Raw genomic sequence first — 17,792 nt, forward strand, 5'->3', positions numbered from 1 at the left:
ATGCTCTTCAGCGAACTGATGGCTGCTCTTTCCACCCGTGCAATCCGACTCCAGCGTGAAGACCAGGACCTGATCGTCCTGGGTGACGACGAAACCCTGGACGACACCCTGTGGGAGGCGCTGTCACGGCACAAGCCGGCCTTGCTGGAGATGCTTGCCGAACGCGATGACGACTGGCTCAGCCCGGCGTTTCAGATCACCCCCGACATGCTCCCACTGGTGACCCTCGACCAGCCGGCCATCGACCGCATCGTCGCCAGCGTGCCGGGCGGCGCGGCCAACGTGCAGGACATCTACCCGTTGGCGCCGCTGCAGCAAGGCATGCTGTACCAGCACCTGGCGGCCAGCGACGGCGACCCGTACCTGGCCCAGGTGCAACTGCGCTTCACCAGCAAGGCGCATCTGGAAGCCTTCGCCGAGGCCCTGCAATGGGTGATCCAGCGCCACGACATCCTGCGCACGGCGCTGCACTGGGAATACCTGGACGAGCCAGTGCAAGTGGTGTGGCGGGAGGCGACGCTGGTCCGCGAGGCCATCGCGGTCGACGGCGGCGAAGCGCTGGCCCGACTGTGCGAACGTTTCGACCCCCGGCACTACCGTCTCGACTTGCAGCGGGCTCCCCTGATGCAGTTGATGCACGCCCGCGGCGAAGGCGAAACATGGGTCGCCTTGCTGATGTTCCACCACGTGGTCATGGACCATACCGCGCTGGACATCGTGCGCCGCGAGATCCAGGCCCACCTGGCCGGCGAGTCGGCCCAATTGCCGGCGCCGATGCCGTTTCGCAATGTGCTGGCCGCCGCGCGCCTGGCGCTGGACGAGCAGGCCCATGAGCGCTTCTTCCGCGACATGCTTGGAGGTATCGACGAGCCAACCCTGGCCTTCGGCCTGCAGGACAAAGGTGACCAGTTGCTGGAGCAGGCGCGCCTGACCTTGCCGGCGGCCCTCAGCCAACGCCTGCGCAGCCAGGCCCGGCTGTTCGGGGTGAGCCCGGCGAGCGTGCTGCACCTGGGTTTCGCACGCTTGGTCGGGCAACTGTCGGGGCGCCAGGCGGTGGTGTTCGGCAGCGTCCTGCTGGGGCGCATGACCACCGGTGATGGCAGCGAGCAAGCCCTTGGCATGTTCATCAACACCTTGCCGCTGCGCATCGATCTCGGCCAGCAGGGTGTGCGCGATGCGTTGCAAACCACCCACCGGCGCCTCACGGCCTTGCTCGGCCATGAGCAGGCGTCACTGGCCCTGGCCCAGCGCTGCAGCGGTGTGGCTGCGCCTGCGCCGCTGTTCAACAGCATGCTCAACTATCGTCACAGCGCTGCAGGCGATGCCGCTGACGTCATCCCGGTGGCACCGGGCATCGATATCGTCGGCGCCGAAGAACGCACCGACTACCCGCTGACCGTCAGCGTCGACGACCTGGGCGACGACCTGCGCCTGACCGTGCAGAGCTTGCCGCAGTGGGGCGCGGCGCGCGTGTGCGGGCAGTTCGAACAGGTGCTCGACAGCCTGGTGGACGCGCTGGAGCACGACGCAGCAGCACCCGTGCAACGCTTGGCCGTATTGCCGCCGCTTGAGCGCGAGCAGGTGCTGCGACGGTTCAACCAGACTACGCAGGCCTATCCGCAAGGCCAGACCGTGCACGCTTTGGTGGAAGCCCAGGCCGATCGTTCACCGCAGGCTGCGGCAGTGATACAGGCAGAGGCAGTGCTGAGTTACGGCGAACTGAACCGGCGCGCCAACCAGTTGGCTCATCAGCTGATCGGGCAGGGTGTGAAGGCCGGCGACCGCGTGGCCCTGTGCCTGCCGCGCGCCGCCGAGCGCCTGATCGGCCTGCTGGCGGTATTGAAGGCGGGTGCCGCCTACGTACCCGTGGACCCGACGTACCCTGCCGAGCGCATTGCTTACTTGTTGGCTGACAGTGCGCCAACCCTGGTGCTGGCGACAACTGCAATCGAAAACCTGCCGAACGTACCCCGACTGGATCTGGATTTACCCAGCGCATTCGCGGCGGATGACCGCAACCCTGTAGCGTCCGCTGTCGACGCACAGCAACTGGCCTATCTGGTCTACACCTCCGGCTCCACCGGGCAGCCCAAAGGCGTGATGATCGAACACCAGGCACTGACCAACCTGGTGCATTGGCACTGCCAGGCCTTCGAACTGAGCACTGGCTCGCACAGCTCCAGCGTGGCAGGTTTCGGTTTCGACGCCATGGCTTGGGAAGTCTGGCCAACCTTGTGTGCCGGCGCCACGCTGCACCTGCCACCCGCGCACATCGGCAACGAGCATGTCGACGAACTGCTCGACTGGTGGCTGCAGCAGCCCCTGCAGGTCAGTTTTCTGCCGACTCCGGTCGCCGAGCAGGCCCTGCGCCGCGACCGCCAACACCCGACCCTGCGCACGCTGTTGATTGGTGGCGACCGCCTGCGCCAGTTCGATCGCGACCCCGGCTTTGCCGTGGTCAACAACTACGGCCCCACCGAAACGACTGTGGTCGCCACCGCCGGACAGCTCAGCCCTGGCGGCAGCCTGCATATCGGCCAACCCATCGCTAACACCCGCGTGTATGTGCTCGATGAAGGCCTGCAACCCGTGCCCGTGGGCGTTACTGGCGAGCTCTATATCGGCGGAGCGCAGGTCGCACGCGGCTATTTCAACCGCCCCGAACTCACCGAAGAACGCTTCCTGGTCGACCCTTTCAACGAGGATACCAACGCCCGCATGTACCGCAGCGGCGACCTGGTGCGCTGGAACGCCGACGGCACGCTCGACTACCTGGGCCGCAACGACGACCAGGTGAAAGTCCGAGGCGTGCGTGTGGAACTGGGCGAGATCGAAGCCGCCTTGACCCTGCAACCCGGCATCGCCGACGCCGTCGTGCTGGTGCGTGAAGAGCGCCTGTTGGCCTGGTTCACCGAGACGACGCCAATCGACCTCGATCAGTTGCGCCTGGCGCTGCAGGCCAGTTTGCCGGGGCAACTTGTACCGCAGGCCTTCATCCGCCTGGAACAATGGCCGCTGACCAGCCACGGCAAGCTCGACCGCCGCGCGCTGCCCGATCCTGACAGCAGCCTGCTGGTAGGCCACACCTACACAGCACCGCAAGGCGACACTGAAGCGACCATGGCCGCGATCTGGGCCGAGGTGTTGGGCGTCGAGCGGGTAGGGCGGCACGACAATTTCTTCGAGCTGGGAGGCCATTCGTTGCTGGCGGTGACCCTGGTCGAGCGCCTGCGCAAGGCCGGCCTGGTGATCGATGTGCGCGTACTGTTCGCCCAGCCAAGCGTGGCCGCCCTCGCCAGCGCGGCGGGTGTTGCTCATGAGGCGAGCGTTCCCGGCAATCGAGTACCGCAAGGCGCCGAACACATTGCCCCTGACATGCTCAGCCTTATCTCGCTGGACCAGCCCACGATCGACGCAGTCGTCGCCACCGTGCCCGGCGGCGCTGTCAACGTTCAGGAGATCTACCCGCTAGCGCCGTTGCAGGAAGGCATTCTCTACCATCACCTGAGTGCCGAGCAGGGAGACCCGTACCTGCTGCAGACCCGCCTGGCCTTCGACAGCGTCGAGCGTCTTCTGGCGTGGGCCGGCGCCCTGCAGCAGGTCATCGACCGCCACGACATCCTGCGCACCTCGGTGCTCTGGCAGGGCCTGGCGCAGCCGCTGCAAGTGGTCTGGCGCAAGGCGCAGCTGGTGGTCAGCGAGATCGATGACCTGGTCGATGAGCCAGGTATCGCCCGCATCGAGCAACTGCACGCCCGCTTCGATGCCCGACACCATCGCCTGGACCTGTCCCAGGCCCCGCTCACGCGTCTGTATTACAGCCTCGACCCCGCCAACCAGCAGGTGGTGGCGATCCTGCTGTTCCACCACCTGACACTCGACCACACTGCCATGGACGTAGTCGCCCGCGAGATGCGTGCGCTGCTGTTCGGTCAGGCCCAGAGCCTGCCGGCGGCGGTGCCATACCGCAACTACGTGGCCCAGGCGCGCCTGGCGGATAAGGCCGGCCATGAAGCGTTCTTCCGCGAGATGCTGGCGGACGTCGACGAGCCGACCTTGCCGCTGGGCTTCGCCGATGTGCAAGGCGATGGTCGCAGCATCGAGTCGGCCTTCCAGGCGCTGGACGTCGACCTTTGCCTACGCCTGCGCGGCCAGGCCCGCCAGCTTGGCGTCAGCGCCGCGAGCCTGATGCACCTGGCCTGGGCGCGGGTGCTGGGGGCGCTCGCCAACCGCCATGACGTGGTGTTCGGCACGGTGCTGATGGGCCGCATGCAAGGTGGCGAAGGTGCCGACCGGGCACTGGGCATGTTCATCAACACCTTGCCGCTGCGCGTCGATACCCGTGCCTCGGCGCAAGCAGCCGTGCGTGCCACCCACCGCAGCCTGTCGGCACTGCTCGGCCACGAGCACGCGCCGCTGGCGCTGGCTCAACGCTGCAGTGGCGTAGCGGCCTCGGTGCCGTTGTTCAGCGCCTTGCTCAACTACCGCCACAGCGCCGCCGACGCGCCGCGCGAAGGCGAGGGGATCTGGGAAGGCGTGCGCCTGCTTGGCGGCGAAGAACGCAGCAACTACCCGCTGACTTTGAGCGTCAACGACTTGGGCGAAGGCTTCAGTTTCAGCGTGTTGGCGCTAGAGGGCATCGGCGCGGCCCGAGTGGTCGAATGGATGGCTGCAGCGATGGGACAGTTGCTACAGGCACTGGAACAGGGGCATGACACTCCGGTGGATAGCCTGTCGATTCTCAACGACGCGGCCCGTCAACAACTGCTCGGCGGCTTCAACGACACTGCCCACGGGTTCCCGCAAGGCCAGACCGTGCACGCCCTGGTCGAAGCCCAGGCCGCCCGCACACCCGATGCCTCGGCGCTTTGCCAGGCAGGGCTGGCCCTGAGTTACGCCGAGCTGAACCTGCGCGCCAACCGCCTGGCGCACCGCCTGATCGAGCGTGGCGTACAGCCTGGCGACCGGGTTGCCCTGTGCCTGCCACGCAGCATCGAGCGGGTGATCGGCCTGTTGGCCGTGCTCAAGGCCGGTGCTGCCTATGTGCCGGTAGACCCCGGTTACCCGGCTGAACGTATCGCATATCTGTTAAGTGACAGCGCGCCAGCGTTGCTGCTGGCCGAATCCGGTCAAACCGGCCTGCCGGCCGCAGTGCCCCACCTGGACCTCGACCAGCCCGCTGCCTGGCACGTGCTCGACAGCAACCCGCAAGTGGCCGGGCTGGACGCCCATCATTTGGCCTACGTGGTCTACACCTCCGGGTCCACCGGCCAGCCCAAGGGCGTGATGATCGAACACCAGACCCTGGCCAACCTGGTGCATTGGCACTGCCAGGCCTTTGCCCTGGAGGCTGGCGAGCGCGCGTCGAGCGTCGCCGGCTTTGGCTTCGACGCAATGGCCTGGGAGGTCTGGCCGGCCTTGTGTGCCGGTGCCACGTTGCACCTGCCGCCTGCACACATCGGCAACGAGCACGTCGATGAGTTGCTCGACTGGTGGCTGGAGCAGCCGCTTGCCGTCAGCTTCCTGCCCACCCCGGTGGCCGAGCAGGCGCTGCGCCGCGACCGCCAGCACCCGACCTTGCGCACCCTGCTGATTGGCGGCGACCGTCTGCGCCAGTTCGACCACGACCCCGGCTTCGAACTGGTCAACAATTATGGCCCGACCGAAACCACTGTCGTCGCCACTTCTGGCAGGGTAATGCCTGGCGCAACCCTGCACATCGGTCAGCCCATCGCCAACACGCGCGTCTACGTGCTCGACGCGCAACGCCAACCGGTGCCGATCGGGGTAACCGGTGAGCTCTACATCGGCGGTGCCCAGGTTGCCCGTGGCTACTTCAACCGGCCCGAACTGTCCGCTGAGCGCTTCCTGGAAGACCCGTTCAGCCGCCTGCCCGGTGCACGCATGTACCGCAGCGGCGATCTGGTGCGCTGGAACGCCGACGGCACCCTGGACTACCTCGGCCGTAACGACGACCAGGTAAAGATCCGTGGTGTGCGGGTGGAACTGGGCGAAATCGAGGCGGCCCTGCAAGCACTTCCGGGCATCGAGGATGCCGTGGTGCTGGTGCGTGGCGAGCGGCTGCTGGCCTGGTTCACCGAGGTCGCCCCCGTGCAACTCGACCTGCTGCGCCAGGCCCTGCAGGCCAGATTGCCGGCGCACATGGTGCCGCAGGCTTTGATCCGCCTTGAAGAACTGCCGCTGACCAGCCATGGCAAGCTCGACCGCCGAGCATTGCCGGACCCTGATACCGCTGACTTGATCAGTCAAGGTTATGAAGCACCGCAGGGCGAGACCGAAACTCTCATGGCCGCGACCTGGGCCGACGTGCTGGGCGTCGATCGGGTAGGGCGCTTTGATAACTTCTTCGAACTGGGTGGCCATTCGCTGCTGGCCGTGACCCTGATCGAGCGCCTGCGCCAGCAAGGGTTGCAGACCGACGTGCGGGTGCTGTTCGGCCAGCCGACAGTGGCCGCGCTGGCGGCAGCGTTGGGTAATGGTCGCCAGGTGACAGTGCCGCAGAACCGCATCCCGGCGGGCTGCACGCAGATCACGCCGGACATGCTGCCGCTGATCGAGCTGGACCCCGCCAGTATTGAACGTATCGTCGCCACGGTACCGGGCGGTGCGGCCAATGTGCAGGACATCTACCCGCTGGCCCCGCTGCAGGAAGGCATTCTCTACCATCACCTCAGCGCTGCCGGTGCAGACCCTTACCTGCTGCAGTGGCGCATCGCGTTCGATAGCGCCGCGCGCCTGCAAGCTTTCGCCAGCGCACTGGACAAGGTCATCGCCCGCCACGACGTGCTGCGCACGGCTGTGCTCTGGGACGGCCTGCGCCAGCCCGTGCAAGTCGTCTGGCGCAATGCGCCTGTGGGAGCGGGCTTGCCCCGCGAAAGCCACACCTCAGCTCTAAACTTGAGCTCCGCTCCACTGATCCGCCTACTGCACAATCACACCCCTGATAACCACCCCATCGAAGCCACCCTACAGTTCCACCACATCGTCCTCGACCACACCGCCATGAAAGTGGTCCTCGAAGAAATCCGCGACCACCTGCGCGGCCACGCGCCGACCCAGCCCCCGGTGCCGTACCGCAACTATGTGGCCCAGGCGCGTCTGGCCATCAGCGAAGCCGAGCACGAGGCGTTCTTCCATGCCGAACTGGGCGACATCACCGAACCGACGCTGCCGTACGGGCTGACCGATACCCAGGCCAGCGATTTCGACCTGGCCACCGTGCAACTGCAAACGACCCACTACCAGCGCCTGCGCCAACAGGCACAGCAACTGGGCGTGAGTGCCGCGAGCCTGCTGCACCTGGCCTGGGCACGCCTGGTTTCGGCCACCAGTGGCAAGGACAGCGTGGTGTTCGGCACTGTGTTGCTGGGTCGCCTGCAAGGTGGCGCGGGGGCCGACCGTGGTCTGGGCATGTTCATCAACACCCTGCCACTGCGCCTGGACCTCGATGGCCTTGGCGTGCGAGATGGCGTGCGCCTGGCGCACCAGCGCCTGGGTGCGCTGCTGGTCCATGAACACGCATCGCTTGCGTTGGCCCAGCGCTGCAGTGGCGTGGCCGCACCCTTGCCCTTGTTCAGTGCAATGCTCAACTACCGGCATGGCGCGAGTGAATCCGAACAGCAGGTGCAACGCGAGGCCCTCGAGGGCATCGAAGCGCTGCCCAGCGGCGGGCACGGTCACTATCCGTTAAGTGTCAACGTCGATGACCTGGGCGATGGCCTGCGTTTGACAGCCCAGGTCACGGCGCAGGTGGGGGCACAGCGGGTCTGTGATCAACTGATTCAGGTCGTTGTCAGCATGCTCGACGCGCTTGAGCACCAGCCGCAATTGGCCGTGCAGCAGCTGCCCGTTTTGCCGGCGCAGGAGCGTCAGCAACTGCTGGTCGAAGCCAATGCCACTGCACGCGGGCATGACCTGCAGCAGCCACTGCACTGCCTGTTCGAAGCGCAGGTGCGTCATGCGCCCGATGCGGTGGCCTTGGTGGCTGACGAAGGTGAGCTGAGCTATCGGCAACTGGACGAGCAGGCCAACCGTCTGGCGCATCATCTGATCGGGATTGGGGTGAAGCCCGAAGATCGTGTGGCGATCTGTGTCGAACGCGGGTTATCACTGGTGGTCGGGCTGTTGGCGATTCTGAAAGCGGGCGGGGCCTACGTGCCAGTCGACCCGAGTTATCCGGCCGAGCGTATCTGCCACATGTTGGAGGACAGCGCGCCGCTGGCAGTACTGGTGCACGCTGCAACCCGCGAAGTGGTGCAGTCGTCGCCAGCGCGGCTGATCGATCTGGACGCGCCGGTCTGGGGTACCCAGCCGATCAGCAACCCTCGGGTGCCTGGCCTGGCGCCGCATCACCTGGCCTACGTGATCTACACCTCCGGCTCCACCGGCCTGCCCAAGGGCGTCATGGTCGAGCACCGCAACGTGGTCAATCTGGTGCACTGGAGCCAGCGCCTGTGCGCCGGCAGCGTACTGCACAAGACCCCGGTCAGCTTCGATGCCTCGGTGTGGGAGCTGTTCTGGCCGCTGTGCAGCGGCCTGCGCCTGGTGCTGGCCCGCCCGGACGGCCAGCGTGACCCGCACTACCTGGCGCAATTGATCCAGGCGCAGCAGGTCAACGTGGTGCAGTTCGTACCCGCGTTGCTGCAGCACTTCCTTGAAGACCCGCAAAGCGCAGCGTGCAGCAGCCTCAGCGACATCGTCTGCGGGGGCGGCGAGCTGACCTCGGCCTTGGCCGCCCTGGTTCGCCAGCGCCTGCCGGTTGTGCGGCTGCACAACGTCTATGGGCCTACCGAGACGACTGTCGACTGCAGTGTGTGGACCCTGGAACCGGGTGCGGCGCTGCCGCAGACGGTACTGCCCATCGGACGGCCGATCGACAATACCCACCTTTATGTACTGGACAGCCGCGACCAGCCCGTCCCTTGGGGCGTAGCCGGCCACCTGCACATCGGTGGCGCCGGCGTCACCCGTGGCTACCTGGGCCTGCCCCAGCAACAGGCCGAACGCTTCATTGCCAGCCCGTTCGTGGCGGGCGAACGCCTGTACCGCAGTGGCGACCTAGTGCGCCAGCGGGCCGACGGCAACCTCGAATTCCTGGGCCGCAATGACCATCAAGTGAAGATCCGCGGCCTGCGCATCGAGCCCGGTGAAATCGAAGCGTGCCTGACCCGCGTGGGCGATGTACGCGAAGCCGTGGTGCTGGCCATCGACGAACGCCTGGTGGCCTATTACACCGGCGCAGAGCAATCGGCGGACAACCTGCGCCAGGCGCTGCTGGCACAGCTGCCCGAGTATATGGTGCCAGGTCTGTATATCCAGTTGGACAGCCTGCCGCTGACCCCCAATGGCAAGCTCGACCGCAAAGCACTGCCGGCCCCGGATGCCGCCTCACAACAACGCCCATTCGAAGCGCCGCAGGGCAGCACTGAAATACTGCTGGCGGGTTTGTGGGCCGAACTGCTCGGTATCCCGCAGGTTGGCCGGCACGACAACTTCTTCGAACTGGGTGGCCACTCGCTGTTGGCCGTGAGCCTCACCGCACGCCTGCGCCTGGAAGGTCTGCAAGTTGATGTACGAACTCTATTCGGCCAACCGACCATTGCCGCACTGGCCGCGACCCTGGGGCGGAACCAACAGGTCGCGGTGCTGGCGAACCGCATCCCGGGCCACTGCACACACATCACCCCGGACCTGCTCAGCCTGATCGATCTCGACCAGGCGGCCATCGACCTGATCGTCGCCAGCGTACCGGGCGGCGCCGCGAACGTGCAGGACATCTATCCGCTGGCACCGCTGCAGGAAGGTATCCTCTATCACCACCTGAGCGCCGCCGAGCACGATCCGTACGTGCTGTACTCGCGCTTGCGCTTCGATAACCTAGAACGCCTGCAAGCCTTCGCCAGCGCGCTGGAGCGGGTGATCGCCCGCCACGATGTACTGCGTACCGCCGTGCTTTGGGACGGCCTGCCGCAACCGCTGCAAGTGGTCTGGCGCAAGGCGCCGCTCGCTGTCTTCGAAGGGCAAGCCAGCCAAAGCCTCGACCTGAGCCAAGCCCCGCTGATCCGTTTGTTCTACGTCCAGACCAAAGCAGGCATCGAAGCCACCCTGCAATTCCACCACATTGTCCTCGACCATACCGCCCTCGAACTCATCGGCGAAGAACTGGTCGCCCTCCTTCAAGGCAAACCGATCCCTGGGCATGCACCTGCGCCTTACCGCAACTACGTCGCCCAGGCCCGGTTGGGCATCAGCCAGGCCGAACACGAAGTGTTCTTCCGCACCCAGCTGGCCGATGTCGAAGAGCCGACCCTGCCATTCGGCCTGAGCGATGTGCAGGGCGATGGTCGCGACATGCAGGAAGCCAAGCTGCCGTTGTCCGCCGAACTCGCCGCTGACCTGCGTCGCCAGGCACGTGTACTGGGTATCAGTGTCGCCAGCCTGTTCCACCTGGCCTGGGCGCGCCTGCTGGCAGCCGCCAGTGGCAAGGACAGCGTGGTGTTCGGCACCGTGTTGCTTGGTCGACTGCAAGGCGGCGAGGGCGCCGAACGGGCGCTGGGCATGTTCATCAACACTTTGCCGCTGCGGGTCGATCTGGGCGGCGTCAGCCTGCGCGAGGCTGCCCATGCGACCCACCAGCGCCTCAGTTCGCTGCTCGCCCATGAGCATGCCTCTCTGGCACTGGCCCAGCGTTGCAGTGGCGTGGCGGCGCCATTGCCGTTGTTCAGCGCGATGCTCAACTATCGCCATGGCGCTGCGAGCACTGTCGAGCAGCGCCAGGCCTGGCAAGGCATCGAGGTCCTGGAGGGGCAGGAGCGCACCAATTACCCATTGAGCCTGAATGTGGATGATCTGGGCGATGGCTTCCGTCTGGTGGCCATGACACCGGCGGACATCGGCGCGGCGCGGATCTGCGGGCAGATGACCCAGGTGCTGGAGGCCATGGTCACGGCCCTGGAGTATGAGCCGGAGCTGCCGTTGCAGCGGCTTCCCGTGCTGGAGCGAGAAGAACGCCAGCGTGTGCTGGCGGACTTCAACGATACGGCAGTGGATTACGACCTTGAGCAAACTCTGCATGGGTTGATCGAAGCACAGGTCAAGCGGACGCCGGATGCTGTGGCGGTGCGGGCAGAAGAGGGCGCGTTGAGCTATCTGGAGCTCAACGCGCACGCCAACCGCTTGGCACATCACCTGATCGGTTTGGGCGTCAAACCGGATGATCGCGTGGCGATTTGCGTCGAGCGTGGGCTGTCGATGGTGGTCGGGCTGCTAGCCATCCTCAAAGCGGGCGGTGCCTACGTGCCGGTTGATCCGGACTATCCGGCCGAGCGCGTGCGGCACATGTTGCGCGACAGCGCGCCGGTGGCGGTGCTGGTGCAGGCCGCAACCCGCCGTGTGCCGGAAAGCGGGCAAGTGATCGACTTGGACCAGCCAACCTGGAATACGCAGCCAGCCACCAATCCGGTCGTTGCGGATCTGACGCCGCGTCATCTGGCCTACGTGATCTACACCTCCGGCTCGACCGGATTGCCCAAAGGCGTGATGAACGAGCACGCCGGGGTAGTCAATCGCCTGCTGTGGATGCAGGACGCCTATGGTTTGGGCGCCGACGACGTGGTGCTGCAGAAAACCCCGTTCAGCTTCGACGTGTCGGTATGGGAATTCCTCTGGCCCCTGCAAACCGGCGCACGACTTGTCATGGCCCGCCCGGGTGGCCACCGTGATCCCGAGTACTTGCGCGAGGTGATCCGTCGCGAAGGCGTCACCACCTTACACTTCGTGCCGTCGATGCTGGATGTGTTCCTGGCGCATGGCGAAACCTCGGCTGACCGCCTCAAACGCGTGCTGTGCAGCGGTGAGGCGCTGCCAGGCAGCCTGGTGCGGCGCTTCCACACCCAATTGCCAACCGTCGAGCTGCACAACCTGTACGGCCCAACCGAAGCGGCGGTGGATGTCAGTGCCTGGCATTGCCTCACCGCGCCGGACAACACCCCGATCGGCAAACCCATCGCCAACACCACGCTGTACGTCCTCGATGGCCAAGGCCAGCCGGTGCCGCAGGGCGTGGCGGGTGAGCTGTTTATCGGCGGCGTGCAGGTCGCCCGTGGTTATCTAAATCGCGCCGAACTGACTGCCGAACGCTTCATCGAAGACCCGTTCAGCACCCGCCCTGGCGCCCGTTTGTACCGCACCGGCGACCTGGCCCGCCATCTGGCCGACGGCAACATTGAATACCTCGGTCGTAACGACGACCAGGTGAAAATCCGCGGCTTGCGTATCGAGCTGGGCGAGATCCAGGCCGGACTTACGGCGATCACGGGCATCAAGGAAGCCGTGGTAGTGGCCCGTGATCAACGCCTGATCGCGTACTACACCGGGGAAACGCAAACCACGGAAAGCCTGCGCTCGTCACTGCTCGCACATCTGCCCGAATTCATGGTGCCCGCGCTGTTCATGCACCTCGAAGCGCTGCCGCTGAGCCCCAACGGCAAGCTCGACCGCAAGGCACTGCCGGAAGCCGACGCCCTCCAGGATCGTCCGTTCGAGGCTCCGCAAGGCGAAACCGAAACTCTGCTGGCCGCCCTCTGGGCCGAACTGCTGGGCGTGGAACGGGTAGGCCGGCACGACAACTTCTTCGAGCTGGGTGGCCATTCGCTGCTGGCAGTCAGTCTGACGTCGCGCCTGCGCCAACAAGGCCTGCATGCCGATATCCGCGTGTTGTTCGGCCAGCCGACCCTGGCCGCGTTGGCGGCTGCCGTGGGCGGTGATACCCGCGTCCAGGTGCCGGAAAACCGTATCCCGGCTGAATGCTCGCACATCACCCCGGACATGCTGCCCCTGGCCGACCTGTCGCAAGCATCGATTGACACGCTGGCCACGACGATTCCTGGCGGTTCCAGCAATATCCAGGATATCTATGGCCTGGCACCGCTGCAGCAAGGCATTCTCTACCACCACCTGGCCAGCGAAGGCGCCGACCCTTATGTGCTACAGGCGCGCTTCGCCTTCCCGGACCAGGTCACGCTAAATGCCTTTGCCGCTGCCCTGGACCAAGTCATCGCACGCCATGACATCCTGCGCACCAGCATCCACTGGCAGCACCTTGAGGAGCCAGTGCAAGTGGTCTGGCGCGATGTCCCCTCTGTTGCGGCGAGCATGCTCGGCGAAGCGCCCAGCACAGGGCTGCCCCTCTATACCGCACCCCTGATCCGCCTGCTGCCTACCCGTACTGACGGCCGTCTGGAAGCGACGTTGCTGATCCATCACATCATCCTCGACCACGCCGCCGTCGAGCATCTGGTCGCAGAAGTCACTGCGGTACTGCAAAACCACCCCCTGGCTCACGCCAGCGTCCCTTACCGCAATTATGTGGCCCAGGCACGCCTGGGCGGCGACGGCCAGGCTGAAGAAACGCTGTTCCGCGAGTTGCTGGGTGATATCGACGAACCGACGGAAGTCTTCGGCCTGCGCACTGCAAACAGCGACGGCAGCCGTGTACGCGACAGCCGCCAGGCGCTCGATGCCAGCCTGGCCAAGCGCCTGCGCGAGCAGGCCCGTCAGCTCGGTATCAGCGTCGCCAGCCTGGTTCACCAGGCCTGGGGCCAAGTACTGGCGCAGTTGTCTGGCCGCGAGGAGGTGGTGTTCGGTACCGTGCTGCTGGGTCGGTTGCAGGGTGGCGAGGGCGCCGATCGGGCGCTGGGCATGTTCATCAACACCTTGCCGCTGAGGGTCAGTGTCGGTGGGTCCGGCGTCGCCGACGGCGTGCGCCTGACCCATCAACGCCTGGCCCGGCTGCTCGCCCACGAACAAGCCTCGCTGGCTGTGGCGCAACGCTGCAGCGGCGTACCGGCTACCCAGCCGTTGTTCACCAGCCTGCTCAACTTCCGCCACAGCGCACCGGCCAAGGAAACATTGCGCCAAGCCTGGCAGGGCATCGAGCAACTGGCGGCGCATGAGCGCAGCAACTACCCGCTGGTGATCAACGTCGATGACCTGGGCGATGCCTTCGTCCTGACGGTGCAGGCCGTCGCAGAAGTGGACGGGGCGCAGGTATGCCGCTTGCTGGGTACAGCCCTTGAACGGTTGACGCAAGCCTTGGAGCATTCACCACAGATCGCCCTGCGGCAGGTCAGCTGCTTGGCCACCGCCGAGCGTGAATTGGTCTTGCACGGCTTCAACGCCACGCGCCGCGACTACCCTCGTGAGCACGCCGTGCACACACTGTTCGGTGCTTTCGCTGCGCTAAGCCCGGACGCGGTGGCCGTGATCCACGGTGACCGGCAGTTCAGCTATCAGCAACTGGACCAGCGCGCCAACCGCCTAGCGCATCACCTGTTGGCCCTGGGCGTCCGCCCAGGCGACCGTGTCGCCCTGTTGCTGCCGCGCAGTGTCGACCTGCTGGCGGCGCAACTGGCGGCAAGCAAGTGCGCAGCGGTGTACGTCCCGCTGGACAGCAACGCCCCGGTGGAACGCCAGGCATTCATGATCGCCGACAGTCAGGCGAAGGTGCTGTTGACGCACAGCAGCGAGCCGCTGATAGGCCACGCCCAGCGTGTCGAACTGGACCGGATCGACCTTGCGGGCTATCCGATCCAATCGCCGGGCTTGGCGGTGAACGCTGGCAATGCCGCCTACATCATGTACACCTCCGGCTCCACGGGTACCCCAAAGGGTGTCCAGGTCCCGCACCGTGCCATCGTGCGGCTGGTGATCAACAACGGCTTCGCCGATTTCAACAACCAGGACCGGGTCGCCTTCGCCTCCAATCCGGCGTTCGACGCCAGTACCCTGGAAGTCTGGGCGCCGTTGCTCAACGGCGGCACAGTGGTGGTCATCGACCAGCATCAGGTACTGTCGCGCGAAGCCTTGCGCGATGTCCTGCTGGAGCAAGGCGTCAGTGTGTTGTGGCTGACCGCCGGGCTGTTCCATCAGTTCGCTGGCGACCTGCTGCCTGCCCTGGCCAAGCTGCGCTACCTGATGGTGGGCGGCGATGTGCTGGACCCTGCCGTGATCGCCCGGGTGCTGCGTGAAGGCGCCCCGGCTCACCTGCTGAACGGCTACGGGCCAACGGAAGCCACCACATTCAGCACCACCCACGAGATCGTCGAGGTGCGAGAGGGCAGCATTCCAATCGGCAAACCTATCGCCAACGGCCGCTGCTATGTCCTCGACGCGCGTCAGCAGCCGCTGCCGGTCGGTGCGGTCGGCGAGCTGTACATCGGCGGTGACGGCGTTGCCCTGGGCTACCTGGGCCAGCCGGCGCTGAGCGCCGAGCGCTTCCTCGACGACCCGTTCAGCCGTGAGCCTGGCGCGCGCATGTACCGCAGCGGTGATCGGGTATGTTGGCAGGCCGACGGTACCCTGCGGTACCTGGGCCGCGCCGACCAGCAAATCAAGCTGCGGGGCTTCCGTATCGAACTTGGCGAAATCGAAGCGCGCCTGGGCGAGTGCGTCGGTATTCGCGACACAGCAGTGGTGCTGCGTGAGGACACACCGGGTGACAAGCGCCTGGTCGCGTACTTCACGGCAAGCGACCAGGCGCCCACCATCGGCGAACTGCACGCTCAGCTGCAAGGGCAACTGCCCGACTACATGCTGCCGGCAGCCTATGTTCGCCTGGAGGCGTTGCCGCTGACCGCCAACGGCAAGCTCGATCGCCGCGCATTACCGCAGCCGGACCACGACGCCATACTCAGCCGCGCCTTCGAGGCGCCGCTTGGCGAGGTGGAGCAAAGTCTGGCGGCGATCTGGGCCGAGGTACTCAAGGTTGAGCACGTCGGCCGCCACGATCACTTCTTCGAACTGGGCGGGCACTCGCTGCTGGCCGTGACCCTGATCGAGCGCATGCGCAAGGCCGGCTTGAGTGCCGATGTGCGGGTGCTGTTCGCCCAGCCGACCCTCGCCGCCCTGGCTGCAGCGGTGGGCAGCGGACGCGAAGTGCAGGTGCCGGTCAACCGTGTGCCCCAAGACGCTCGCCAGATCACACCGGCCATGCTCAGCCTGATCGACCTTGGCCAAGCCAGCATCGACCGCATTGTCGCCAGCGTCCCGGGCGGCGCCGCCAACGTGCAAGAGATCTACCCATTGGCTCCGCTGCAAGAGGGGATTCTCTATCACCACCTGAGTGCCGAGCAGGGCGACCCGTACCTGCTGCAGTCACGCCTGGCCTTCGACAGCCTCGCTCGCTTGCAGGCTTGGGCCGGTGCGTTACAGCAGGTCATCGATCGCCACGACATCCTGCGGACCTCGGTGTTGACCGAGGGGCTGGAGCAGCCGGTGCAGGTGGTCTGGCGAGAAGCACGAATGGATGTGACGGCGGTTACCGACCTGAGCGGAACGTCGCCCATTGATGCCTTGCAGGCGCGCTTCGATGCCCGTCACCAACGCCTTGACCTGTCACGTGCGCCGCTGATGCGCCTGATGTATGCCGACGATCCTGCCAATCAACGCGTGGTGGCGATCCTGCAGTTCCACCACTTGGCACTGGACCACACCGCCATGGAGGTGATCGCCGGCGAGATGCAGGCGTTGCTGGCCGGCAACGTTGGGCAACTGGCCACGCCGGTGCCTTACCGCACTTACGTCGCCCAGGCTCGCCTGGGGGCTGACGATGCCGCTCACGAAGCGTTCTTCCGCGGCATGCTTGGCGACCTCGACGAGCCGACCCTGCCGTTCGGCCTGGGCGATGTGCAGGGCGATGGGCGCGCCATCGAAGAAGCGCGCCTTGCCGTCGAGCCTGGCGTGGCCCGCCAGCTGCGCGAGCAGGCCCGACGCCTGGGCGTGAGCGCTGCAAGCCTGGCCCACCTGGCTTGGGCGCGGGTGCTCGGGGTGCTGGCCAACCGCAGTGACGTGGTATTCGGCACCGTGCTGATGGGCCGCCTGCAAGGCGGTGAAGGTGCAGACCGTGCGCTGGGGGTGTTCATCAACACCTTGCCGCTGCGCATCGACCTCGATGCACCCGTGCTGCAGGCGGTGCGGGTGACCCATCAGCGGCTCTCGGCGCTGCTCGGACATGAACATGCTTCCCTCGCGCTGGCCCAGCGCTGCAGCGGCGTAGCTGCGGGGCAGCCGTTGTTCAGCGCCTTGTTCAACTACCGCCACAGCAGCGCCGGCACGCCTGCCGAGGATGATGCCAGCGTACAGGGTGTGCGCCTGTTGGGCGGTGAAGAGCGCAGCAACTACCCGCTGACCCTCAGCGTCGATGACCTGGGTGAGGGCTTCACCTTGAATGTACTGGCCCAGGAAGGTATCGGCGCCGAGCGCGTCGCGCAGTGGATGAACCAGGCACTGACGCAATTGAGCCAAGCCTTGGAAGAGGCCGCAGGTACTCGCGCAAGCGCGCTGCCCATCCTCGATTCAGCGGCGCGACAGCAGGTGCTGGACACCTTCAATGCCACCCTCCGGCCTTATCCGCAAGGCCAGACCGTGCATGCCCTGGTCGAAGCCCAGGCCGCCCGTGCCCCCCAAGCGGCGGCTCTGGTGCAGGACGGCCAGGTGCTGAGCTACGGCGAGCTGAACCGCAGCGCCAACCGCCTGGCCCATCACCTGATTCGCCGTGGCGTGCAGCTGGGCGACCGAGTTGCCCTGTGCCTGCCGCGCAGCCTGGAGCGCCTGATTGGCATGTTGGCGGTGCTCAAGGCCGGTGCTGCCTATGTCCCGGTGGACCCTGGCTATCCCGCCGAGCGTATTGCCTACCTGTTGCACGACAGTGCGCCGGCACTGGTACTGGCGGACGCAAGCACGCGCGACTTGCTCGGCGATGTTGCACGGGTCGA

1 protein-coding gene (only partly in view) is annotated in these 17,792 nt (G+C 66.0%); it reads left to right on the top strand.

Features of this window, described 5'->3' with window-relative positions:
- Window positions 1-17,792 carry the 5' portion of a non-ribosomal peptide synthase/polyketide synthase gene (locus tag ACIQUF_RS03610; RefSeq protein WP_403128528.1) on the top strand. The gene runs 4,480 nt beyond the window's last position, so the window shows 17,792 of its 22,272 coding nt (coding positions 1-17,792); the start codon lies at window positions 1-3; the stop codon falls past the right edge of the window.

Origin of the sequence: Pseudomonas sp. NPDC090233 (assembly GCF_044772285.1) — a bacterium.
Lineage (GTDB): Bacteria > Pseudomonadota > Gammaproteobacteria > Pseudomonadales > Pseudomonadaceae > Aquipseudomonas.